Here is a 23291-nt window from a genome sequence, read left to right as displayed (position 1 = left end):
GTGGCCGGGCCGAGCGGCAATTTTGAACGCGAGGGCAAGAATGCCGGGTTCAGATAGAATAAACAGGGAGAGGCGGGCTGGATCTTCAAGTCCGTCGGACAAACCACAGAGGAAAATTGGATGAAACTAGCCACACTTCGTGACGGCAGCCGAGACGGACGTCTTGTCGTCGTTTCGCGTGATCTCACCCGCGCCACCGGTGTACCGCACATTGCGCGGACGCTGCAGGCAGCACTTGACGACTGGCAGCATGTCGGTCCGAGGCTTCGAGATGTGGCGGCGATGCTCGAGACCGGCGCCGAACCAACCGAGCGGTTTCACGAGCGTGACGCGCTGTCGCCGCTGCCCAGAGCCTACCAGTGGGCCGACGGATCTGCCTATGTCAATCATGTTGAACTGGTGCGCAAGGCGCGCGGCGCGGAAATGCCTGCGAGTTTCTGGGAGGATCCGCTGATGTACCAGGGCGGCTCCGATTCTTTCCTGGCGCCGCGCGGCCCGATCCGGATGGCGGACGAAGCCTGGGGCATCGATTGCGAGGGTGAAGTGGCTGTCATCGTCGGAGATGTGCCGATGGGTGCGGATATCGACACCTGCCGCGAGGCAATCTCGCTGGTGATGCTGGTCAATGATGTCAGTCTGCGCGGCCTGATTCCAGCGGAACTCGGCAAGGGGTTCGGGTTCTTTCAGGCCAAGCCGTCTTCGGCGTTCTCGCCGGTGACGGTAACACCCGACGAGCTGGGCGACGCCTGGGACGGCGGCAAGCTGAGCCTGCCGCTCGAGGTGGATCTGAATGGCGAACCTTTCGGACGCGCCAATGCCGGGGTCGACATGACCTTCGATTTTCCGCAACTGATCGCACATGCAGCCAAGACCCGTCCTCTGTGTGCCGGCACCATTATCGGTTCGGGCACCGTGTCCAACAAGGGCCCCGACGGAGACCCGGGCAAGCCGGTGAGCGAGGGCGGCGCGGGCTATTCCTGCATTGCCGAGATCCGGATGATCGAAACCATCAAGTCGGGCAAGCCATCGACGCCTTTCATGCGTTTCGGCGACACGATTCGCATTGAAATGAAAGATGCCGATGGACATTCGATCTTTGGCGCAATCGAACAAACTGTTGAAAAAGCTTAGGACTTCTTAATGAGCAAGCAATTCGCATCCGCCGGCGACATGGCGGAAAAGAAGATCTCGTTCACCGAGATCGGCCGTGATCTTTGGGCATTTACCGCCGAAGGCGACCCCAACTCCGGCGTCATCATCGGCGATGACAGCGTGATGATCATCGAGGCCCAGGCGACGCCGCGACTGGCCAACAAGGTCATCGAGAAGGTGCGGTCAATCACCGACAAGCCGATCACGCATCTTGTGCTGACGCATTATCACGCAGTCCGCGTTCTCGGCGCATCCGCCTATGGCGCGCAGCAGATCATCATGAGCGAGAAGGCCCGGTCAATGGTCGCCGAACGCGGCCAGGAAGACTGGGATTCGGAATTCGAGCGTTTCCCCCGGCTGTTCCAGGGGCACGACTCTATTCCCGGCCTGACCTGGCCGACAACGACATTCAACAAGCGGATGTCGGTCTATCTCGGCAAGCGCCGGGTCGACCTGATGTTCCTCGGCCGTGCCCATACGGCCGGTGATATCGTGGCTTACGTGCCGGATGAAAACGTCATGTTCACCGGTGATATCGTCGAGTATCACTCCGCCTGCTATTGCGGCGACGGGCATTTCCACGACTGGCCGGCAACGGTTGAAAAGATCCGGTCCTTCGACGTCGATGCGATTGCGCCGGGGAGAGGCGATGCGTTGACAGGCAAGGCTATGGTCAATGCCGCCCTTGATTCAACGAGCGATTTTGTCCGGTCGACCTACCGGCCGGTGGCCCAGGTTGCGTTGCGCGGAGGATCGCTGAAGGAAGCCTGGGATGCATGCCGGGCGGAGTGCGACCCGAAATTCTCGGACTACGCGATCTATGAGCACTGCCTGCCGTTCAACGTGGCCCGGGCCTATGACGAAGCGCTCGACATCGACACGCCACGGATCTGGACCGCCAAGCGCGACGCGGAAATGTGGGCGCAGCTGCAAGGCTGAAACGTCTGGAGGAGCGGCCGATAAAGCCGCTCCTTTTTCGGGAGGTGGTATGAGCAAGATCTTCGAGGTTCCGCTGTATCCCTATCAGCGTTCGCCGGACCAGGATGCCAGGGCACCGGTGCGCCACAAGGTGGTGGTGGTCGGCGCCGGGCCGGTGGGGCTTGCGCTGGCGGTCGATCTTGCGATGCAAGATGTGCCGGTTGTCGTTGTCGACGAGAACGACAAGGTGAGCTGGGGCTCGCGGGCGATCTGCTTTGCCAAGCGGCCGCTTGAAATCCTCGACCGGCTGGGCTGCGGCGACCCGATGGTCGACAAGGGCGTGGTCTGGAATCTCGGCAAGGTGTTTTTCGACAAACGGCAGGTGTTCGACTTCAACCTGTTGACCGAACAGGGGCACAAGCGTCCGGCCTTCATCAATCTACAGCAATATTATCTCGAGCAGTATCTGGTTGACCGGGTGCGCGAACTCCAGGCCGAGGGCAAGCCGATCGAGCTGCGCGGCGGCTCGAAGGTGCTTGATGTCAGCCAGGACGAAAGCGGCGCGGAGTTGACCATCGACACCCCGGACGGGCCGTACCGGATCTCGGCTGAATGGGTGGTTGCCTGCGACGGTGCGGCGTCACCGATCCGGACGCTGCTGGGGCTCGAATTCACCGGCAGGGTGTTCGAGGACAATTTCCTGATTGCCGACGTGGTGATGGAAGCCGACTTTCCGACGGAGAGATGGTTCTGGTTCGACCCGCCCTTCAACCGGGGCCAGTCGGCGCTCCTGCACAAGCAGCCCGATAATGTCTGGCGCATCGATTTCCAGCTTGGCTGGGACATCGATCGCGAGAAGGAGCTCAAGCCGGAAAACATCGACCGGCGGCTCAAGGCAATGCTGGGCGACGAGATCAGCTACCAGCTCGAATGGAGCTCGATCTACACCTTCCAGTGCCGCCGCATGGAGCGGTTCCGCGAAGGGCGGGTGCTGTTTGCAGGGGACTCGGCGCACCAGGTTTCACCCTTCGGGGCGCGAGGCGCCAATTCCGGGCTTCAGGACGCCGACAATTTGGCATGGAAGCTCAGATTGATCATGGATGGTAAGTCACCGCTTACTTTGCTTGACAGCTACGATGCCGAGCGGGTGCATGGCGCGGATGAAAACATTCTCAACTCCTCGCGCTCGACCGATTTCATCACGCCGAAATCGGAGATCAGCAGGATCTTCCGCGATGCGGTGCTCGACCTCTCCGAACGCTACGAGGCGACTCGGCCGATGGTCAATTCGGGCCGGCTGTCGGTGCCGTGCACCTATGACGGCTCGCCGCTCAACGGCCCTGATTGCGCCGCGATGCCCGAGCGCACAAGGCCCGGATCGCCGATGGTGGATGCGCCGGTGCCCGGCGGCTGGCTGCTCGACCGGCTGGGTTCGGCTTTCCATCTGCTGACGATTGACGCCGAGGCGCCGGATACGGTGTCCGTCGACGGTGTAGCATGCCAGAGGCTCGCTCTTTCCACGAGCGACGATCATGATGGCTATCTTCGGCAACGCTATCTCGGGAATGCTGCGGCAGGGGTCTATCTGGTGCGTCCGGATCAGCATGTGGCGGCACGTTGGGACCATTACGACGCGGCCGCAGTGAAGGCAGCACTAGGCAAGGCCATGGGGCGATAGACGATGAATTCTCTCAACACCAAGGCCAATATCAAGTCCCCGGACGAATTCTATGCCGAGTTGCTTGCGGTGCATGAAGGGCTGAGCAAGGCGGAGAGCGATGCGCTCAACGCGCGGCTGATCCTGCTCCTGGCAAACCATATCGGCGACCGGCAGGTGTTGTCGGAGGCCCTGCAGGCGGCTAGGCGGAAGGACTGAACCAGATGGCAGAACAGAAACCGGTTCTTTATGACTATTGGCGTTCTTCGGCGAGCTATCGGGTACGCATCGCGCTCAACCTTGCCGGCATCGACTACACACCGGTGGTGATCAATCTGCTCGATGGCAGTCATCGCGCCGCGCCGCATCTCGAGCGCAACCCGCAAGGCTTTGTTCCGGCGCTTGAAATTGACGGCCAGATGCTGACGCAGTCGCTGGCAATCATCGAGTATCTGATCGAGACAAGGGGCCTGCCGCTGTTGCCAGACGACCTGCCGGGGCGGGCACGGGTGCGGGCGTTGGCCCATGCTATCGCCATGGATATTCACCCGGTGTGCAATCTTTCGGTCGTGGCCCATGTGATGGAGATCACCGGCGGTGGCGCCGAGGCGCGCTCGGACTGGATGCAGCATTTCATCTCCCAGGGGCTGACGGCATTCGAGGCTATGCTGACCAAAGAAAAGAGCGGCAAGTTTTGTCACGGCGACACGCCGGGGCTCGCCGATGTCTGCCTGATGCCGCAGATCTACAATGCCGAGCGCTGGGGCATCGACCTGTCGGCGATGCCGAGGATCCGAGCGGTCCGCGAGGCCTGCGATCAGCTGACGGCCTTTGTCAGAGCGCATCCGGACAACAACAATTTCTGAGCGCCTCAGCCCCTGATTCTGGCAAGCCGTTTTTCCACCGCGGCCAGATAGGTGGCGCGGCTTTCCGGTGTCGATTTGTCCATCAGGTAATGGGCCATGAACAGCCGCTTGCAGGACTTGCCGCACAGCGCCCGCATGCCGCGCAGGATGGTGCGTTTGCCCGGGTGTGCGACCAGATAGGACCACCAGCGCGGTGCGCCACAGGTGGTGATCACGCCAAGCAGGTTGATATGGGTCATCAGCGGCTTGATCGGGCCGGGGCCATCGGGGATCTGAAAGGTCAGTTCCGGTGTCCAGACCCGGTCGAGCCAGCCCTTGAGCATGGCCGGCAGCCCGTACCACCAGGTTGGATAGACAAACAGCAAACCTTCGGCCGCCTCAAGCCGTTCGGCATGGTCCGGGCAGGGATGATCGGTGCGCTGCATCCCGTTGTAGCGGCGGCGTTCATCAGCCCGCATCACGGGGTCGAAACCCTCGGCATAAAGATCCAGCAAATCGACCTCGTGGCCAGTTTTTTCAAGGGTTTTGACGGCAGTGTCACTAATTGCGGCGCAGAAACTTTCGGGCACCGGGTGGCAATAGATCAGAAGAATACGCATCAGAATTTGTCCAAGGCTCTTTCCACTCTGGACATGAAAGATTGCCGTGTCTGCTCAGTGGATAGGTTCATGTCATAATGGGCGAGGTAAGTAACAGGCGCGCCGGGCCTGACGGTGGCGCGCAGCATGCGGTTGGCGATCTTGCGCGGAGGGTCGCCCATCAGCCAGGAGCGGAACCGGGAACCGCCATAGGAGGTGACGACCAGGAGCCGGCCGATGTTGTGCAAAGTCGGGCGGACCTTGCCATCGACCAGTCCGAAGGACACGCCGGGCAGGAACACCCGATCAAACCAGCCCTTGAGGATGGCCGGAAAGCCGTAGTTCCAGACCGGATAGACCAGCACCAGGGCTTCGGCTGCGAGCAGCCGGTCGACATGGCTCTCGACCGGTTTCCGGTTGGTTTCGAGATCATGGTAACTCAACCGCTCGGTCTCGCTCATGACCGGGTCAAAACCTTCCTGATAGAGATCAATGGCATCGACCCGATGACCGTTTGCAGCAAGCCGTTCGACGGTGAGGCGAAACAGGCTGGCATTGAAACTGGCAGCGACGGGATGGGCGTGGACCACGAGAATGCGCATGGACTGGGCCTCAGCTTGCCTGCTTCAAGCCCTTGAACAACCATGTCTCTCCAGAGCCAAAATCATAGTCCGGATCATCCCAGGCAATCATCTTGCCCGGATTGAGCAGGCCTTTGGGGTCGGCCTGGCGCTTGAATGCAAGCTGGATCTCATCGGTCTGCTTCATGCCGCCTTCTTCAAGGGTGAAGCGGTGCGGATTGAACACCGGGCAGCCGTTCGCGTGATGCAGCTCGACGATTTCATCGAGCCGTTCTTCGGTGGTGAAGCGGATCAGCGGCAGACCGAAACAGGTGATGTCGCCGTCAAAACGGACAAATTCGAGATGCGAGATCATCTCGCCCGGGAACATCCGTTCCATCTTGGCCGCAAGTTCGATCTGGTTGGGGAAGGGGTAGAGCGACTGCAGATAGGTCCAGGCCGGATCGACCCGAAGGGCCCGCAAGGTGGTATGGTTCCAGGCGAGTTCGAACACCGGCGGCAGGCCCTTGAGGTCTTCCACCATGCTCGCATCGAACACGACTTCGCCGCTGTGCCTGGCGGTAAAGGCCTTGAAGGCGTCATGGCTGTGCGGTGCGACCATGACCAGAACCACGCTCTGGCCTTCGGTGAGGAATTTTTGGTGGCGCTTGAAATAGTCGAACGGACAGGGCGCTGCCACCACCGTGATCAGCTTGGTCAGGATGCCGTCCTGACGCGCCAGCGCATTGGCATAGAGTGTTGCGTCATCGAAACTGTCGAAGCCGACGATTGCGTCGACCCAGTCATAGGCAGGCGCCAGGGGCATTTCGACCTCGGTGATGATGCCATTGGTCCCATATGCATGGGTAACCTTGTGCAGATCCTCGCCGGTGAGTTCCAAGATCTGCGGCTCTTCCTCCATGGTGACGACGCGCAGCCGGATGACATTGCCGAAATCGCGCAGACCGCCCCAGTTGATCGAGCCGACACCGCCCGAACCGCCGGCGATAAAGCCGCCGACGGTCGCGGTGTGATAGGTCGAGGGGTGCATTCTCATTTCCTGAGAAGAATGCGCCCGCGTTGCCTTGTCGAGGTCGGAACAGATGACGCCTGGGCCGCAGATCACCCGGCCAGGCGAGATCTCCCTGATTTCATTCATGTCGGCGAGGCTGAGAACAAGCCCGCCGGACAGTGGCATGGCCTGGCCGTAATTGCCGGTGCCGGTGCCGCGCGGGGTGACAGGGATGTCGTGGGCGTAACAGGCCTTGAGGACGCGGATCAGCTCCTCTTCGGTCCTGGGCGAAGCCACCAGATCGCCAGTCACATGGTCGAGCTGGCGCTTGAGCACCGGCGAGTACCAGTAGAAATCCCGGCTTTTCTGCTGAATGATCTTGTCGTTCTGCTCGAGGCGGATGCCCACCAGGTCGGCGATCAGGGCGGTCATGTCCATGGCTCAGGGCTCCATCAAATCATCTAGGTCTTGGTAATCGGGGACAGTCGCGTCAATGAGCTTTCCTGCACGGATAAGTGTTCGGCGGCTTTCGGGGCGAGAGAGAAGTTCGGTCAGGCTGCGGCCGCGAAACAGGATGAGATCCGCAGCGGCGCCGGGTTTCAGGATGCCTGGATCGGCAAGGCCCATGGCTTTGGCCGGGTTGGCGGCGACGGTCGCAGGCCAGGCGCCGACCGGATGATCGAAGTGCAGGATGCGGGTGGATTCGCGGTAGACTTCGAGCACATCAAGATCACCATAGGCATAGAAGGGATCTCGGGTGTTGTCGGAGGCAATGCAGACATTGATGCCGCGCTCGGCCATCTCGTGCAGCAGCGTGACGCCGCGCCAGCGTGGCGTAGTTCTGTCCGTACGCCGGTCCTGCAGATACATGTTGCACATCGGCAGGGAGACGACCGAGAGGCCCGCGCGAGCCACCTTGTCGAGGGTCGCCTTGATCATGTCATCAGGCTGGCGTGCCAGCGAGCAGCAATGGCCGACGAGGATCTTGCCCTCAAACCCGTGTCTCAATGCAGTGTCTGCGATACGATCCAGCGAAACGGCGTTGATGTCATCGGTCTCATCGGCATGAAAATCCAGATCGAGGCCGAACTCCACGGCCGCGGTGAACATGCGGTCCAGCAATGCGTCGAGATCTGGCACAATGTAGGTGACGGCACCGAGGATACCGCGATGCCGGGCCACCAGATGCGCCAGCCGGTTGAACCAGGCCTCGTCCCGTGCCTGATCGATGCCGAACAGGCAGGCAGCCTGCAACTCGATGCGGCCTTTCCAGCGCTCCCGAATGGACTCGAAAACCGGCCACGAGATGTCTTCCTGCGGCGGCAGGGAATCGAGATGCGTGCGCAGCGCCCTGGTTCCGTGGGCATAGGCACATTGCAGCGAAAACTCCATGCGGCGCTCGACATCATGTGCTGACCAGTTGGCCTCGCGGTCCTCGCCGACCGCAGTCAGTGCGCCATCAAAGCTGCCGTCGGGGTTGGGCTTGCGGCCCCAGATGTGGCCCTTGTCGATATGGGTGTGGCAATCCACGAATGCCGGGAATGCAATGGCGCCCCTGCAATCGATCGGATCGGGTGCATCGACCATGCCGGATCCTGGATCAATGGCCGTGATCTTGCCGTCTGCAACGGTGACCGACGCAAGCGCAAAGCCTTCGCTGCCGAAGGCAAAACCGGCGGTCTTGTCCAGGTGGGATCGGTGCAGCCTGAGATTGGCGAGTGTATAGGACCCGGAAGCGGGAAGGGCGATGGGGGGCTGTGTCACTTACTGCTCCTGCTTCAGCGCGCTCTCGTGCCAGCGATGCAGCGCGAGGTGGGATATCCACGAGAGCAGCAGAAAGATGATGATGCCGGTGAGCGAGATCAGGATCAGTGCTGCAAACAGCCTTGGCGCATTGAGCCGGTAGCCGGCCTCGATGATGCGCGAGGCAAGGCCGGAGGACTGGCCGGCGGTGCCGGCAACGAATTCGGCGACCACGGCACCGATGAGCGCCAAACCGCCGGCGATCTTCAATCCACCCAGAAAATAGGGCATGGCGGCGGGCAACCTGAGGTGCCAAAGGGTCTGCCAGCGGCTGGCACCATTGAGCCTGAAATAGTCGATCAGATTGCGGTCAACCGAATTCAGCCCCAGCGTGGTGTTGGACAGGATCGGGAAGAAGGCCACGATCCAGGCGCAGAGCAGCAGCTTGGTGGTCTGGTCGTCGACATAGATGTTGATCAGCGGGAAGATCGCCACGATCGGGGTGACCTGAAGCACGATCGCAAAAGGGAACAGGCTCATTTCGATGAAACGGGACTGCGTGAACAGAACCGACAGTCCGACGCCGCCAATGACGGCGAGGGCGAGCGACAGTACCGTGATCCTGAGCGTGACCAGAAGCGAGGAAAAGAGCAGGCCCGCATCCTCGATCATGGTGGTCAGAACCACGCCGGGGCGCGGCAGGATATATTGCGGGATACCGTTCCAGACGCAGATCCGGTCCCACAGCGCAATGGCCGCAACCATGATGATCAGCGGCAGCAACCAGCTGCCGGTGCGCTCGATCTTGCGCCGTCTTATCCGGCGGGCTTCGTCGGCATCGATGACAATGGGTTGGGCGACTTCAATGGACGGCATCGGCAGTCTCCATTCCCATGGCCCGCGACAGCGTGTCGGACGTGTTGCGGCACAGTTCGGCATATTGTGCCGAAGTGCGGAAAGCTGCGTCGCGCGGATAGGGCGCGTCGATTGGGAGCTGGTCGAACACCCGGCCGGGATGGGCGGCCATCACGGTGATGCGGTTTGAGAGGAAAACGCTCTCGAAGACCGAGTGCGTGACAAACAGGACAGTAAAGCCGCGTTCCTGCCAGAGTTCGAGAATATCGTTGTTGAGCTTGAAGCGGGTGATCTCGTCAAGCGCCGCGAAGGGCTCATCCATCAACAGGATGCGTGGCCTGGTGACCAGGCCGCGGGCTATGGAAACGCGCATCTTCATGCCGCCGGAAAGCTCCCGCGGCACGGCGTCCTCGAACCCGGTCAGATGCACCCGTTCGAGCACTTCCGCGATTTGCGGTTCGGCCTGTTTTCGCGACACGCCGCGGAGCCGCAACGGCACCCAGACATTGTCGTAGACGCTGGCCCAGGGCAGCAAGGTCGGTTCCTGGAAGACGAAACCGATGTCGTTCTGCTGAAGCGGTGCACCGCGCCAATCGACCACGCCGGATGTCGGTGACGACAGGCCGGCAATGATCCTCAGTGCCGTGGATTTGCCGCAGCCCGACGGGCCGAGAAGGCTCATGAAGTCGCCTTCATTGACCGTCAGATTGACATTTTCCAGCGCCGTGACGCCGGATGCGAAGGTCTTGCCGATTGATTGCAGAATCAGGAAGGGGCTTGTCCGGTCGGGCATGGGTATCCAGAAACTAAAGGTGATCACAAAGATCCGCCCGGAAGGCTGCCGTCCGGGCGGGAAAGTGCATTAGTTTTTCAGCTCGAGGCCAAGGCCATTGTTGACATAGTCGAGCGTATAGGAGGCCTTGATGTCGATGCCTTCCTTGGCGACGCCGGACTTGACCATCTTGTCGTAGAAGCTCTGCATCCGTTCGTCGGTCATGGCACCGATGCCCATGGTCTCCGTGTCACCGGAATCGACGATGCCGTATTCCTTGAGCTTGCCGATCGAAAAGGCGATCTGTTCATCGCTCATATCCGGATTGTCTTTCTGGATCAGCGCATTGGCGGCGGCATTGTCGCCATAGAGGTAATTGTACCAGCCCTTGATGGACCCCTCGACGAAACATTTCACCACTTCGGGCTTTTCGTCGATTGTCGCCTGCATGGTTTCGATGGTGGTCGAGTAGGTGTCAAAGCCGTGATCTGCGACCAGAAACAGGTTGGGCTTGAAACCGCCTTCACGTTCGACGGCGAAGGGTTCCGAGGTGATGTAACCCTGCTGGGTGGATTTCGGGTTGGCAATAAAGGGAGCAGGGTTGAAGGTATAGGGAACCCGCTTGGATGCATCGAAACCAAATTCGGTGATCATGTACTGGTAGTAACTCTGGAAGCCGGCGTCACCGAGAATGAACTGCTCGGCGTTCTTGAGCTCTTCCCAGGTGTCGAGGCCCTGACCGGGATGGGTCATGAGCACCTGCGGCTCTTTCTGGAAGGACGCCGCGACCACCTTAACCGGAATGTTCTGTTCAACCGCCGAGAATGCCTCGAGCATATTGCCGCCCATGTGGAACTCGATCTTGCCGGCGAGGAGCAGTGCGCGGTTGTTCACCTGCGGGCCACCCTGGGCAATGGTCACATCGAGTCCGCAGTCCGCATAGGTGCCATCGGCCACAGCTTGATAGAAACCGCCGTGCTCGGGCTGGGCCAGCCAGTTGGTGCCAAAAGTCACCGATTCAGAGGCGAGTGCCTGCGAGCCAAGAGCCAAAATGCCCGTTAAAGCGGCCGATGAGCGAAGAAGAAGCGTCATGTGCACCATCCCTTGGTTTGATCGGGGTATTGGGTCACCCCATTGATTTTGCCAACTAACCAATCCTGCAATTGCCATGCCAGAAGAGGCTCAAACCGGCGCGCCGCGCGGTTGCGGTGCAGACGTTCCGCCTCCAATTCCAAACTGCCTCATATGCGACCACAATGCCCAATAATGTGACTTTGCCGGTCGGCAAGCAGAAGATTGGACTATTGCGAACCGGTTTGGAATAGACGGCGCGAACTTTGTGGGTTTAATGGGCGCGACCGAACTTCATGCCGGGACAGATTGATGAAGTATCATACGCCCAAATCCATCCGGGCTCCGTTTGCCCGTTACAGCCACGGCGTGGAAGTGCCTTCCGGACACCGGCTGGTGCTGTGTTCCGGACAATTGTCGATCACCCCCGACGACCATATTCCTGAGAGTGCAGAAGAGCAAACCGAGCTGTGCTTCAGGAATGTCGAGGCTGTTCTGAACGCCGCGGGCATGCAGCTCAAGGATATCGTGCGGATCAACGCCTTTGTCACGGATCGGGCCCATTTGCCCGGTTACATGAAGGTCAGGGACCAGTTGTTCGGCGATCCTGCGCCGGCTTCCACGCTGATGATCGTTTCCGGTTTCGCGCGCGAAGCGTTCAAGGTTGAGATCGAAGTGATTGCCGCAACGCCGGACTGAAATTTGAAGGAACATTGTGATGGCACGAAAAATTTGGTGGGGCGATTTCACGACCGAGGAGTTCCAGAGACTTGATCCGGAACGGACAATTGCCGTGCTTCCGATTGCCGCCATCGAGCAGCACGGGCCGCATCTGCCGGTCTCGACAGATAGTTCCATCATGCAGGGCATGCTCGAGACGGTGATCGAGAACGTACCTGACGATCTCGATATCCGGATCCTGCCGATCCAGTGTGTCGGCAAGTCCAACGAGCATCAGCATGCCGCCGGTACGCTGACCATACCGGCGACGACCCTGATCGATCACTGGGTCGAACTGGGCCATTCGATCGCCCGCGCCGGCATCCGCAAGGTGGTGCTGGTCAATTCACACGGCGGCAATGAAGAGATCATGGGTATCGTCGCGCGCGAATTGCGGGTGAGGGCGCGCATGTTGGCGGTCAAGACCTCCTGGATGCGGTTCGGTCTGCCAGCCGGTCTCTACAGCGAGACCGAGACATCCTACGGCATCCATGGCGGCGACGTCGAAACCTCCCTGATGCTGCATTTTCGCGGAGATCTAGTCGCAATGGACAAGGCAGAGTCCTTCGTCTCTGCCGTGACACGGGCAGAAACCGAGTTCGACCTTCTCCGCCACACCGGAACACATGCCTTTGCCTGGATTGCCAGCGATCTCAATGCCGCGGGTGCAGTCGGCGAGGCAGCACTGGCGACCGCGCAAAAAGGCGAAGCGACCGCGCAGCACCAGGCCAGGGGCTTTATCAAGCTGATGTCCGATGTCCGCTCCGCCAAGCTCGATGACTGGCTGGCGTGAGCATTCTCGTTAAAGTTCGCCTCGGCGGATGATTTCGTTTTGGACACCTAGGGCTTCGGAATCGTCTTGATGCGGGCCACCACGTCGACGGTTTGAACCTTTAGAAGTTTGGCAAATCGCACATTGATGGTGAATTTACCCTGGGAGCTGATCCTGCCACGGACCGGGGTGCTGATGCCAGGAATGGTGAGGTGGACCTCGTCGATCTTGCGTGGGAAATGATCGGATGTCAGCATGCAGCCTTCTTCACACAGATTGACCAACCAGCAGGGCACGGATACCTGTTCTTCCCGCCCACGCTGTCGGACGCGGGCGATGACAGGGCAGTTTGCGTCTCGGCGAGGGTAAACGCGCCGGGTTTCCTTGAGCTCTTCACCCGACCGGGTCAGCAGGTAATTCTTCGGCTTCATGGCGGTATTCCTCACTTAGCCGCTGGCAGCAAAGTAACAGTTTTGCGCCAAGGAAGCTAAATAAGCATTGTATAATTCATTAGATATCGATGGGTTGGCCTTGCGGCTGAATAAAATCACCTACCAGACTGGCAAAAAGAGTACGCACACCAGCTGTTGTCTACACCAGAAGAGCTTCGGCCGGCCGCTGGTTTTCTCGCCTGATCGGAGTACCAGGTAGATTTTTGGGCCTGATTGACTGCATTCGACAGGTGTTGCCGACAGCACAATGCGCCAATGGCCGGGCGTGGTACGCTCCGGCCATCGGCACGCGTGTGTGAAACCCTTCATGCGTCGAGAACGGATTCGAAGCCTTCGAAATTGGGGTGGCCGGCATACATTCCCTTGTTGTAGCCGGCATTCTTGTGCGCGTTGCGGAAATTTTCCGATTTTGTCCAGTCGACGAAATTCTCGTGCGTTTCCCAGACGGTGTGCGACGCGTACAGGGTCTGTCCGGTTTCCTCGTTCCTGGGACCCTTGAGCAGGTGGAATGTCCGAAAGCCGGGCACCTGCTTGAGGCTGGAGTCGCGGTTGCGCCAGACGTCTTCAAATGCGCTTTCGTGGCCCTCATTGATGATGAAACGGTTCATTGCAATATACATAGGCTGGTCTCCTTGGTGTCTCGCCGTGTCGATAGTCGAAGTGCCCGGATGATAGACGACTTCGGGGCTAATGGGGCTGAAGATGTTTTCGTCATCTCTTCTTGGTTGATTGTCTGGACTTGTCAGATGGTCGTCAGGCGTTTGTTTGCGGGCAAGCCTGTGCAGACGGAACCGGACATCTGACCTGGATGCTGCTTATCTCCTGAACTCGATGGGAATGACGAAGCGCGTCTGCGCCCCGGAGGGTGGTTTGGGGAAGGGCGAAGCGCGTTTGACATGGGCAACCGCCGCACTGTCGACCCGTGCGTTGCCGGAGCTTCTGGCGACCGAAATGCGTACCGCCTGGCCGCTGGGGGAGACATTGAACCGGACCTGCACCACGCCCCTGCCGCCGGCATTTCGCTGCCGTGTGCGGGCGATCCTGGCGTAGACCTTGCCCGCATAGTTGGAGGCTGCGGCATTGCCGGCATTCAGGAAAGCGGATTTCTCGATGCTCTTGCCGCTCATGGCGGCCTTTGCGCTCTTCTGCCCGTCCTGCTTTCCGGACTTGTTTTTGACATTGGATTTCGCCTTACGCGTGCCGGCGCTCGTCTTCTTTGGCTTTTCACGCGGCTTCTGCCTTGGCTTGGCGACCGGTGTGGGAATGTTTTTGAGCTCTTCGAGCGGCGTCACCGTCTCTGCCGTCTCGACCGGCTTTATGGCTTGTGCCGGTTCGGGATCCACCGCCTTAGATCGCTCTGCCGGCGATTGCACAGCGGCGGCTTCAGGTTTGACTGCTTCCAGCTTCTCAGGCGCGGCAGGCGGGACCAGCCCCTCTGCCTGGGAGGGTTCGACCCTGAATTCAGGTGCCGGGACCGCCGCTTGGGAGGCCGGTGAGACCGGCTCGACAGCACTGGTTTCGACGGGCTTGACCGGTGGTGTGGCGACCGGTTCGCTGAATTCGGTCTGGTCGGTCTGCAAAGGCGAGAGTTCATCGCCGGCCTTGACCAGGTCAGCAAAATTGCTTCCGAGCGCCGCAGACTGCTCGGTTTTGCTGCCTGCGATGCTGACCTCGGTGGAAATTTGCGGTGCAATGGCCATGGCGCCGACATGCAGCAATGACGATGCGAGCACTGCCACGACCGCAGCCACGCGCAATCTGGAGGCCGACGTGATCACCGGGCTAGCCCCTGTTCGGTCACGAGCATGATCTTCTCGGCACCGAGGCCGCGCAATTCATTGCCGATTTCGATAAGCTTGACGGCCGCCAAGTCGCGATCCGGCACCAGCCGGATAGTCTTGAGACCTTCGGGCGCGGATTCCTGCTTGATGATGACGTAATGGGCCGGCGTCACCAGCGCGCCGCGGTATTGCATCAGGCCATCGGGCATCACCACGAGCGCGTCGGGCGGTTCGCGGTTCTCCAGGTCCGCGGTGGAAACCAGGTTGAGATCCCCCTCGAGCGGCGGCGCGATCTGGGCTGCGACGATGAAGAAAATCAACATCAGGAAAACGATGTTGATAAGCGCTATCGTTGGCTCGGGCTTCGAGCGCTTCGGCGATTTCGGTAAAAAGCGCATCCGTAGACCTATCGCACAATCTGAACGTCGATGCCGGGCAGTCTGCGCAGGATCAGCAACATGTCGACGAGCTGCTGGGCGTTGGCTGCTTCGTCCACCGACATGAGGATGGCATTGACACGGCTGGAGGCCTGCAGGCGTTCGATTTCGTCTACAAGCGCGTCCTTTTCGAACTCCATGCCATTGAGCAGGACACGGTCTGCCGCGAGTTTCACAAAAGCCGGCACCATTGTTTGCGCGGAGGCGCTCTGCCCGCCCGATGCACCCAGTTCAACATCCGCAAACTTGGAAAAGGTGGAAGTGAGCATGAAGAACAGCAAGAGCAGGAATATCACGTCGATGAGCGACGTCATGGAAACCGGACGCCGCCAAAAGCCGGTGGATTCAAGCCGCATCGGCGGGAACAGGCCACGCGCCTGCCTTGGGTGCGTGGCCTTGAACCTCCTCGAAGGCAGCCTGAGCCACCGGATTGAGAATGCGTGTCACAGCTGCCTCGATGGCTGTCTGGTGCCGCTCGACCCGGCTTTCGAAATAGGTCAGCGCAATGCTGGTGGGCATGGCCACCGCAAGGCCGACTGCCGTCGTCAGCAGCGCAACCCAGATGCCGCCGGCGAGGATCGATGGATCGACGCTGTTGCCGGACTGCTGCAAGGCCTGGAACGCCGTGATCATGCCAAGCACGGTGCCGAACAGGCCGATCAGTGGAGCAATCTGGGCGATGGTGTCGAGAACCCGGAAACCGCGCTGCAGCTGCTTGATCTGTGCATTGGCGGCGACTGCCAGCACATCCTCGAGATCACCGCGGCTCGGCGAGCGGCCGGCATGCTGGCGCTTGAGCCGGACGGCCAGCGAGATGATGGTGTGAAGCCCTTTCTCGGTGCCCAGCCTGAGCGATTTGAACTGCCACAGCTTGAACAGGGCTACCGACAGGGCGATGACCGAAAGTATGAGCAGAAGCACGACCACGGGGCCGCCGATATCGACGAACTGCTGGATCTGGGCGATGGGGTTTTCAAACAGGGTCATCCGACAATCTCCGTCCTGGAGGAGCTCTTGAGTTCAAGGTGTTCGATGCACTCGATGCCCTTGAAGGACGGGCCCTTACACGAAGCCGCACCGTTGATCAGGATCCGTCCGATGGCGCCGCACCGGGTCTCGGGCAGATCGAACTGGCGGACCCGGGTCTTGCCGACGGGCAGGTCCTTGAAGTCGAACAGGGCAAAACGGTCGACCGTTCCCTCAGCGTCGAACAACACGGTTTCGAGTGACATTTGCTCGATCGATGCACCGGTCTTGTTGCTTGCGACGAAGACCAGCCGGCAGGCTTGCTCGACCTGTTCGAGTGCATTCAGATCGATGGAAAGCGACGGCTGGCTCTGGTCTTGCGCGGAGGCAGCCGTCGCGGCAAGCGAAAGCCCGAGAACGAGTGACAGAATTACAGGTTTTGGGCTTGCGAATGCCATTTCTTGGTCTCCTTGGGTGTTACCAGCCGAACTGCTTGGCCAGGGTGACCTTGAAGGTCCGGCCCTTGCCGTTGTCGTTAGACAGGAAGTCGCGATACTTGGTGTCAAAGACGTTTTCGACACGGAACGATGCTTCCCAGCCATTGAACTGGCTGTCCTGTTCCGGGCGCCAGTTGACGTAGAGATCGTGGGTGTTGAACGACGCGCGCCTGAGCGCTTCTGCGGCGAAATCGGTGGTGGCCGCCGTTGGGGTCGGGACCCGGGTTTTTGCGAACACGAAGCGGCCTTCCCAGCCGAAGGTCACGCCGCGATTGGGCAGCCGGTAACCTGCACCGATGTTGATTTCGGCCGGTGCAACTTCCGTCAGGGCGGTGTTGTTAGTCAGATCGTTGCCGACGGTCAGACCGAGGCCCGCATCGGCAAAGAAGTTGTAGCTTTCGTAGCCAGCCTCGTACTCCAGACCGTAGATCTCCGCCTGGCCGACATTGACATATTGCGGATACATGTTGCGCTGGCGGACGATGAGATCGTTGATCTTGTTGTAAAATGCCGTGGTCTTGAAATCGAAGCTGTCGCCTTCCTGGACCAGGTTGTTGGTCGTGACGACGAAGCCCATTTCATAGTTGTTGGACTTCTCCTTTTTCAGACCAAGGCTGTAATTTGGCCTGACACCGGCGCCGTAATCGTTGGAATAGATCTCGTCGATGGAGGGGAATCTTGCGGTGTGGGCGTATGAGCCGAAGACCGAGAATTTGTCGCTGAACTTGTAGAGCGCCGCCAGTTTCGGAGAGAACGCGGTGTCCGACTTGTCACCGGGGGTTGCACCGCCGTTGAGAGTGCTGACTGAATCGGCACTGCTCAGCTTCTGGTAGTCGAGGCGCACACCCGGAATGAGCGTCAGGCGGTCGTTCCAGATGAACTCGTTCTGGACAAAGATCCCGGCCTGAGAGTCGGTCCCTTCCGGGTGATGACCGAGAGGGGTGGCGGTGCCGGTGGTGCGGTTCTGACGGATCAGCTGGCCGCCTACGGTGAGATAGTTTTCGTAGCTATCGCCGCTCCACTCAAAGGTGTTCTGGGCCAGCAACTGGTAGCTCTCGTAGCCATAGGTCGAATCCTGACCGATCGAGCTGGACGCCCCCAGCGATGCGTTCGTCTGCTTGTTGGTGATGTCGTTGTAGGAGAGCGTGACCTTGAGATCCAGCCACGGGTTGTCGGTCGCCGCGTCTTCGTAGGAGATCTGTGCCTGGCGGTTGTTGACCACCCGGTCGACGGTTCCAAAGAAGCCGGTAGGCTGAAGCTGGGAATAGGCCTGGTTATCCTGGTCGCTGTTGAAGTGGCTGTAGCTAAGCTGGACTTTGCGTTCCTTCGCCTCGTCGAGATAGAAGGTTCCCTTTGCCAGGCCGTTCGGCGTGGTGAATTCGGAGCCCTGGACCTCGTTGCCCGCACCATCGGTAAAGGCGTTTGCCGTCCGGTAATTGCCGGTCAGCAGCACTTCCGCATAATCGCTCAGCCGAAGCGCCAGAATGGCGCTTGTCAGATAGCCATTGGGGTTGGAATCGTAGCTGCCCTTGAGCTTGAGCGAACCGCGTTCACCTTCCGCCAGAAAGTCCGATGCGTCCTTGGTGGTGAAATTGACGACGCCGCCCAGGGCGCCAGAGCCGTAAAGGGTGGACGATGCGGGTCCACGCAGCACCTCGACGCGCTCGAAAAGTTCCGGGTCGTTGAAGAACCCGCCCATGCGGTACTGTTCGAAGAACTGCGGCACGCCGTCGACATTGACCAGGATGCGGCCTTCGTCCGACGCCGATTCGCCCTTGCCGATACCGCGGATGTTGAAGGACTGGCCGAGGGCACGGTTGGCGCCGCCGACCACGCTGACATTGGGGATGTCCTTGAGAAGGTCGGTGACGGTCGCGGCCTGCTTGTCGTCGATGTTTTCCTGTTCGAGGGCCGTAACAGCCTGTGGCGTTTCCGTTGCCACCTTGGCGCGGCCGGCCCCGATGACAAGGCGCTGAAGCAAGGTGAAGCCGGTCTGCGGCTCGGATTCTTTCTGGGCCTGGGCCACAGGTACCGCCGTGAGGGCGGTTGTCGTGCACAGCGCCAAAGTCACCGCGGTGCGAGTCATGGTTGTTCTGATAGCAGTCATAACGCTCTTACCTGATCCATTTTTTGTTGAATGGCTGGCTGGCGTACCGCTTGCTTGCCCCCCTGGTGGTGCTGTCTCAATTTGACACCAACATCAAACTTGACATCTCCACTCAGCTTATGCGAGAGACCAACTACTAAATCTGGAGCTTTTTAGTCAAGTTAATTCGCACAGCAATTCACGCCAAGCCAGCTCGCTGCCAGCCAGGCCAACAAATGGATGTTGACTTTGGAAAAGAATCCAGCCGCACACCGCGCGCCCAATCCCCAGTTTGAGCCCCCCCACGACGATCGTGTGATCGAATCGCGGGACCTGTTCGGTGAGAGCAGGGAGGTTGCCATCGAGCATGATGGGGCCCTCTACCGCTTGAAAATCACCAAGCAGGGCAAATTGATACTCAACAAGTGAGCAGGCGCATGAACAGCACAAAACCCGACGCGGCAGCGATCAAGAACGTACGTCGCGACAATCCCAAGATGCGTGAACGTGACCTGGCTAATCAGCTGGGGATATCGGAAGCCGAATTCCTCGACGCTTTCGTCGGCGACCATGTCGAGCGTATCGAACCCTTGATCGACGTCTTTTTCCCCATGCTCAAGGATGCGGGTGTGGTGATGGCGCTCTCGCGCAATGCCAACGCAGTGCATGAAAAGACGGGGGTGTATGAGAATTATTCTGCCGGCAAACATGCCTCGATGGTGCTGGGACAGGACATTGACCTGCGCATTTTTCCCAAGCACTGGCAGCATGCCTATCACGTGACCAATCCGATGGGCGACGGTTCCACGCTGCAAAGCTTCCAGTTCTTCGATGCCCGCGGCGACGCCGTCCACAAGGTGTTCACCCGGGACGCGACGGACGTGGAGACATGGAACCTGATCCGGCAAAGGCTGCAGAAGGACACGCTGGGCCCGGCCTTCAAGGAAGCGACAGCCTGCAAGCCGGCCGCGCAGCCGAGCGCCGAAGTTTTGGCGGCACTGCGCGAGAGCTGGGCAAAGATGGAGGACACCCACCAGTTCCTGTCCATGCTGCGCAAGAGCAAGATTTCGCGCCATGACGCCATCCGCCTGGTTGGCGAGGATTATGCGCAGCCTCTGTCCTCCGAGGCAGCCGATCTGTTGTTTGAGCAACTGGCTGCGCAGGGCGTGCCGATCATGGCCTTCGTCCGCAATCCCGGCATTCTCCAGATCCATTCGGGTCCGGTGCGCAACATCAAACAGGTGGGCCCATGGCTTAACGTGCTGGACAGCGGGTTTCATCTGCATCTGCGCAAGGACCGCTTTGCCGCGATCTGGCTGGTGCGCAAACCCACCAGCAGCGGCGACATCCATTCAATCGAGATCTTTGACGACAACGATGACCAGATCATCCTGATCAATGGCGACCGTCGCGGGGGCGATCTGTCCGACTCCGTCGCGCAATGGGATGCGCTGGTTCAGGCCCTGCCGCGGGCCGAGTCCGCACCGGTCATGGAGCCAGCACAATGACACAGACGATGATGAAGAAGCCTCGCGGCCTCAAGCGCCGGTTCCTGCTTCAGTCCGCACTCGTTGCACTGCTGTCCTCGCCGCTTGCGACGTATTTGACCCATGCCGAGGGCACGGAGGCCAAAAGGGTGCTGGCGATCGGTGGCGCGGTGACCGAAATTGTCTATGCGCTTGGCGAACAGGACCGGCTCGTGGGCCGGGATTCGACCTCCAGCTATCCGCCCGAAGCCACCGCTCTGCCCGATGTCGGCTATATCCGTGCGCTGTCACCGGAGGGCGTGCTGTCGGTCAAGCCGGATCTCATCCTGGCGCGCGAGAACAATGGACCGCCCGAGGCCGTGGAAGTGCTCAGAAGCACCGGTGTCCGCTGGGTCGACGTTGCCGATGACTTCACACTCGCGGGGATCTCTGAAAACATCGCCATCATCGCCGCAGAACTGGGTGTGCCGGAGAAGGGCGAGGCCCTGAAGAAGAAGGTCGCCGCCGACATAGCCAGGGCCCGCGCGAAACTCGCCTCCATCGAGCGCAGGCACAAGGTGATGTTCGTGCTGGCGCTGACCGACGACAAGGTCAACGCGGCGGGCAAGAACACGGCCGCCGGCAACATCGTCGAGCTTGCCGGAGGCGACAATGTGATCACCGAATTCTCCGGCTACAAGCAGATCAGCAATGAAGCCGTGATCGAGGCCGCGCCCGAAGTCATCGTGATGATGAACGGGCGTGGAGACTCCGGAGATCACCAATCACCCAACGCGCTGCTTGAGGCGCACCCGGCGCTCTCGATGACACCGGCAGTCAGGAACGGACGCATCATCCGTATGGACGGGCTGTTGTTGCTTGGGTTCGGGCCACGCACGGGCGAGGCGATTTCGAAACTGGCGGACGCGTTCTACGGCCATGAGCATTAGTCTCGACGCGGTTGCTACACAGCGGGCGGGGTCGGATGCGGGCGACCGGTCGGTTTTTGCGCGCCGGATCATTCTTGTGCTGGCGGTCACCCTGTTGCTCACCGCCGTGCTGAGCCTGGCTTCGGGCGCCACCGACACCTCGGCTGTGTCGGTCGTCTGGGCATTGCTCACAGGCCAGGACGACCTTGTCAGCGCCGTCGAGCGCGTGGTGATCCTCGATATCCGCATGCCGCGCACCTTGCTCGGCATGATGATCGGTGCCTCTCTGGCGGTATCGGGGGCGACCATGCAGGGGCTGTTCCGCAATCCGCTGGCCGATCCGGGCATTGTCGGCGTTTCCGCGGGCGCGGGGCTGGGAGCGGTGACCTTCATCGTGCTTGGCGGCAGCGTGTTGGCGCCGGTGGCAGCACTTTTCGGGATCTACCACGTCCCCTTCGCAGCGTTTCTCGGCGGGCTGGCTTTCACCTTCGCGCTCTACCGGATTTCCACCAGCAATGGCCGCACCTCGGTTGCGACCATGCTGCTTGCGGGCATCGCGCTCGGTGCGATGGCTGGAGCCTTTATCGGCCTGTTGGTCTTCTGGGCCGATGACGAGCAGCTGAGGGATCTGACCTTCTGGGGTCTGGGTTCGGTGGCCGGGGCGACCTGGCCCAAAGTGCTGGCGGTGGCGCCGATCATCGTGCCGATCCTGGTCTTTGCTCCGTTCATGGCGCGCGGCTTGAACGCTATGACACTGGGCGAGGCAACGGCGCAGCATCTCGGGATTCACGTCCAGGTGTTCAAGCGCGTCGCCATCGTCATGGTCGCGGCGGCCACCGGGGCGGCTGTCGCGGTGTCAGGCGGCATCGGCTTTGTCGGCATCGTGGTGCCGCATCTGTTGCGGCTGTCGATCGGGCCGGATCATCGCTACCTGCTGCCTGCGTGCGCGCTGCTCGGCGCGATCATGCTGTTGTTTGCCGATGCGGTTGCGCGCCAGATCGTGGCGCCGGCCGAACTTCCGATCGGCATCGTGACGGCAACCGTCGGTGCGCCGTTCTTCTTGTGGATCCTGCTGCGCAGACGCGGATTGATGGATATCTGACATGCTCACGGCAAGAAACATTTACGTGCGGCTGGGAAAAAGCGAAATCCTGCACGGCATCGACATGCAAGCATCGCGGAACCAGTTCAGCGTCATCATCGGTCCTAACGGGTCAGGCAAGACAACCCTGCTACGCGCGCTGACTGGCGAGATCGCCTTCTCGGGCGATGTGCGTCTTAACGGCGTCGACATCGCCCGCGCGCGTCCGGCCGAGCTCGCCAGCCTGCGCGGGGTGCTGCCGCAAACGGCCAATCTGTCGTTTCCCTTCACCGTGCACGAGGTTGTCCGGCTCGGCCTGACGACGGGGATTCAGACCGGAACCAATGGTTCGGTACGGATCGCGCAGGCACTGGCAGCGGTGGATTTGGAAGGCTATGGCGCACGGCTTTATCAGGAGCTTTCCGGCGGCGAACAGCAGCGGGTTCAGCTCGCCCGGGTGCTGGCGCAGGTCTGGGAACCGGTGCTTGAGGGCATGCCGCGCTGCCTGTTTCTGGATGAACCGATCTCAAGCCTCGATATAAAGCACCAGCTGCAGATCATGCAAATCGCCCGCCGCTATGCCGATGCCGGCGGCGGCGTGGTGGCGATCCTGCACGATCTGAATCTGACCGCGCATTATGCAGACCATGTGGTGTTGATGCATCAGGGCAGGGTTCACGCCTGCGGCGCACCACGGCAGGTGCTGACACCGGACAATCTGGAAACTGTCTATGGCTGCCCGATGGCCGTCGGGCAGGTGCCGCACGGCATGGATTTCTTCGTTTTGCCGCTGATCGAAGCAGCGCATCAGGGAATACCTACGCCAAAACTGGCGGTTTCGAGTTAGACGGTGCTGCACTTCGACAATTCCTTGCGTTGAACGATTGCTCCCGGCGTCACCGCGCGATAGCTTCCGCGCG

The 23291-nt window shown here is 60.4% G+C and carries 27 protein-coding genes; 12 read left to right on the top strand and 15 right to left on the bottom strand.

Annotated features, from left to right (window positions below; genetic code table 11):
- Positions 1-120 precede the first annotated feature (120 nt).
- Genes CRO46_RS18860 through maiA form a run of 5 tightly spaced genes read left to right on the top strand, consistent with a single transcriptional unit; the run spans position 121 to position 4593 of the window.
- Positions 121-1131 (top strand): fumarylacetoacetate hydrolase family protein, encoded by a 1011-nt coding sequence (locus CRO46_RS18860; RefSeq protein ID WP_097109343.1) that lies wholly within the window; start codon positions 121-123, stop codon positions 1129-1131.
- Positions 1132-1140: 9 nt separating this feature from the next.
- The gene (locus CRO46_RS18855) at positions 1141-2091 is read left to right on the top strand and encodes an MBL fold metallo-hydrolase (RefSeq protein ID WP_097109342.1); all 951 of its coding nucleotides are present in this window, start codon (positions 1141-1143) and stop codon (positions 2089-2091) included.
- A gap of 49 nt (positions 2092-2140) precedes the next feature.
- Entirely contained in the window at positions 2141-3748 is a 1608-nt protein-coding gene (locus CRO46_RS18850; protein WP_097109341.1) for an FAD-dependent oxidoreductase, read from the top strand.
- 3 nt (positions 3749-3751) lie between these two features.
- A complete protein-coding gene (locus CRO46_RS18845; RefSeq protein WP_097109340.1) occupies positions 3752-3946 on the top strand; it encodes a DUF2783 domain-containing protein in 195 nt (64 codons plus the stop codon).
- Between the two features lie 5 nt (positions 3947-3951).
- Complete coding sequence (gene maiA, locus CRO46_RS18840; protein ID WP_097109339.1) at positions 3952-4593, top strand: maleylacetoacetate isomerase; 642 nt, start codon at positions 3952-3954, stop codon at positions 4591-4593.
- Between the two features lie 5 nt (positions 4594-4598).
- Here the strand turns inward: maiA and CRO46_RS18835 are convergent, their stop codons facing one another.
- The 7 genes from CRO46_RS18835 to CRO46_RS18805 all read right to left on the bottom strand — a co-directional run bounded on the left by CRO46_RS18835 (position 4599) and on the right by CRO46_RS18805 (position 11205).
- A complete protein-coding gene (locus tag CRO46_RS18835; protein ID WP_097109338.1) occupies positions 4599-5192 on the bottom strand; it encodes an NAD(P)H-dependent oxidoreductase in 594 nt (197 codons plus the stop codon).
- Entirely contained in the window at positions 5192-5773 is a 582-nt protein-coding gene (locus CRO46_RS18830) for an NAD(P)H-dependent oxidoreductase (protein WP_097109337.1), read from the bottom strand. The genes CRO46_RS18835 and CRO46_RS18830 overlap by 1 nt, the downstream gene beginning before the upstream one ends.
- A gap of 10 nt (positions 5774-5783) precedes the next feature.
- Positions 5784-7181 (bottom strand): FAD-binding oxidoreductase, encoded by a 1398-nt coding sequence (locus CRO46_RS18825; RefSeq protein ID WP_097109336.1) that lies wholly within the window; start codon positions 7179-7181, stop codon positions 5784-5786.
- Between the two features lie 3 nt (positions 7182-7184).
- Entirely contained in the window at positions 7185-8507 is a 1323-nt protein-coding gene (locus CRO46_RS18820; protein WP_244577964.1) for a cytosine deaminase, read from the bottom strand.
- Positions 8508-9362 (bottom strand): ABC transporter permease, encoded by an 855-nt coding sequence (locus CRO46_RS18815; protein ID WP_097109335.1) that lies wholly within the window; start codon positions 9360-9362, stop codon positions 8508-8510.
- Positions 9349-10134 carry an ABC transporter ATP-binding protein gene (locus CRO46_RS18810; RefSeq protein ID WP_097109334.1) on the bottom strand — a complete coding sequence of 262 codons (786 nt, stop codon included), beginning with the start codon at positions 10132-10134 and terminating at the stop codon, positions 9349-9351. Before CRO46_RS18810 ends, CRO46_RS18815 begins: the two co-directional genes overlap by 14 nt.
- 69 nt (positions 10135-10203) lie before the next feature.
- Positions 10204-11205 carry an ABC transporter substrate-binding protein gene (locus CRO46_RS18805; protein WP_244577963.1) on the bottom strand — a complete coding sequence of 334 codons (1002 nt, stop codon included), beginning with the start codon at positions 11203-11205 and terminating at the stop codon, positions 10204-10206.
- A 288-nt stretch (positions 11206-11493) separates the two neighbouring features.
- Between CRO46_RS18805 and CRO46_RS18800 the strand changes: the two genes are divergently transcribed.
- Both CRO46_RS18800 and CRO46_RS18795 read left to right on the top strand, forming a co-directional pair.
- On the top strand, positions 11494-11883 hold the full coding sequence (locus tag CRO46_RS18800; RefSeq protein ID WP_097109332.1) for a RidA family protein: 390 nt from the start codon (positions 11494-11496) through the stop codon (positions 11881-11883).
- Between the two features lie 19 nt (positions 11884-11902).
- The gene (locus CRO46_RS18795; protein WP_097109331.1) at positions 11903-12697 is read left to right on the top strand and encodes a creatininase family protein; all 795 of its coding nucleotides are present in this window, start codon (positions 11903-11905) and stop codon (positions 12695-12697) included.
- Positions 12698-12744: 47 nt separating this feature from the next.
- On the opposite strand, the gene CRO46_RS18790 is transcribed toward CRO46_RS18795, so the two are convergent.
- The 8 genes from CRO46_RS18790 to CRO46_RS18755 form a co-directional block, all read right to left on the bottom strand.
- Positions 12745-13107, bottom strand: a complete 363-nt coding sequence (locus CRO46_RS18790) for a hypothetical protein (protein WP_097109330.1) — start codon at positions 13105-13107, stop codon at positions 12745-12747.
- Positions 13108-13433: 326 nt separating this feature from the next.
- Positions 13434-13748, bottom strand: coding sequence for a heme-degrading protein HmuQ (gene hmuQ, locus CRO46_RS18785; protein WP_097109329.1), 315 nt, complete (start codon positions 13746-13748; stop codon positions 13434-13436).
- 195 nt (positions 13749-13943) lie between these two features.
- Positions 13944-14906 carry an energy transducer TonB family protein gene (locus CRO46_RS18780; RefSeq protein ID WP_097109328.1) on the bottom strand — a complete coding sequence of 321 codons (963 nt, stop codon included), beginning with the start codon at positions 14904-14906 and terminating at the stop codon, positions 13944-13946.
- Positions 14903-15307: an ExbD/TolR family protein gene (locus tag CRO46_RS18775; RefSeq protein ID WP_097109327.1), complete on the bottom strand. Its 405-nt coding sequence runs from the start codon at positions 15305-15307 to the stop codon at positions 14903-14905. Before CRO46_RS18775 ends, CRO46_RS18780 begins: the two co-directional genes overlap by 4 nt.
- Before the next feature lie 8 nt (positions 15308-15315).
- Complete coding sequence (locus CRO46_RS18770; protein ID WP_179759122.1) at positions 15316-15660, bottom strand: biopolymer transporter ExbD; 345 nt, start codon at positions 15658-15660, stop codon at positions 15316-15318.
- 31 nt (positions 15661-15691) lie between these two features.
- Positions 15692-16333, bottom strand: a complete 642-nt coding sequence (locus tag CRO46_RS18765) for a MotA/TolQ/ExbB proton channel family protein (RefSeq protein WP_097109325.1) — start codon at positions 16331-16333, stop codon at positions 15692-15694.
- Positions 16330-16770, bottom strand: a complete 441-nt coding sequence (locus CRO46_RS18760) for a hypothetical protein (protein ID WP_097109324.1) — start codon at positions 16768-16770, stop codon at positions 16330-16332. The genes CRO46_RS18765 and CRO46_RS18760 overlap by 4 nt, the downstream gene beginning before the upstream one ends.
- A gap of 19 nt (positions 16771-16789) precedes the next feature.
- Positions 16790-18895, bottom strand: coding sequence for a TonB-dependent receptor domain-containing protein (locus CRO46_RS18755; protein WP_097109323.1), 2106 nt, complete (start codon positions 18893-18895; stop codon positions 16790-16792).
- Positions 18896-19135: 240 nt separating this feature from the next.
- Between CRO46_RS18755 and hemP the strand changes: the two genes are divergently transcribed.
- Genes hemP through CRO46_RS18730 form a run of 5 tightly spaced genes read left to right on the top strand, consistent with a single transcriptional unit; the run spans position 19136 to position 23218 of the window.
- Positions 19136-19324: a hemin uptake protein HemP gene (gene hemP / locus CRO46_RS18750; protein ID WP_097109322.1), complete on the top strand. Its 189-nt coding sequence runs from the start codon at positions 19136-19138 to the stop codon at positions 19322-19324.
- Positions 19325-19332: 8 nt separating this feature from the next.
- The gene (locus CRO46_RS18745; RefSeq protein WP_097109321.1) at positions 19333-20403 is read left to right on the top strand and encodes a hemin-degrading factor; all 1071 of its coding nucleotides are present in this window, start codon (positions 19333-19335) and stop codon (positions 20401-20403) included.
- Positions 20400-21311, top strand: a complete 912-nt coding sequence (locus tag CRO46_RS18740) for a heme/hemin ABC transporter substrate-binding protein (RefSeq protein WP_097109320.1) — start codon at positions 20400-20402, stop codon at positions 21309-21311. The genes CRO46_RS18745 and CRO46_RS18740 overlap by 4 nt, the downstream gene beginning before the upstream one ends.
- Entirely contained in the window at positions 21301-22392 is a 1092-nt protein-coding gene (locus tag CRO46_RS18735) for a FecCD family ABC transporter permease (RefSeq protein ID WP_097109319.1), read from the top strand. The genes CRO46_RS18740 and CRO46_RS18735 overlap by 11 nt, the downstream gene beginning before the upstream one ends.
- Before the next feature lies 1 nt (position 22393).
- A complete protein-coding gene (locus CRO46_RS18730; RefSeq protein ID WP_097109318.1) occupies positions 22394-23218 on the top strand; it encodes a heme ABC transporter ATP-binding protein in 825 nt (274 codons plus the stop codon).
- The last annotated feature ends 73 nt before the right edge of the window (positions 23219-23291 follow it).

Origin of the sequence: Parahoeflea halophila (assembly GCF_900220985.1) — a bacterium.
GTDB classification, from domain to species: Bacteria; Pseudomonadota; Alphaproteobacteria; order Rhizobiales; family Rhizobiaceae; genus Hoeflea; species Hoeflea halophila.
Note: the sequence above shows the minus strand (reverse complement) of the source record. Positions and strands in the feature narration are given on the sequence as shown.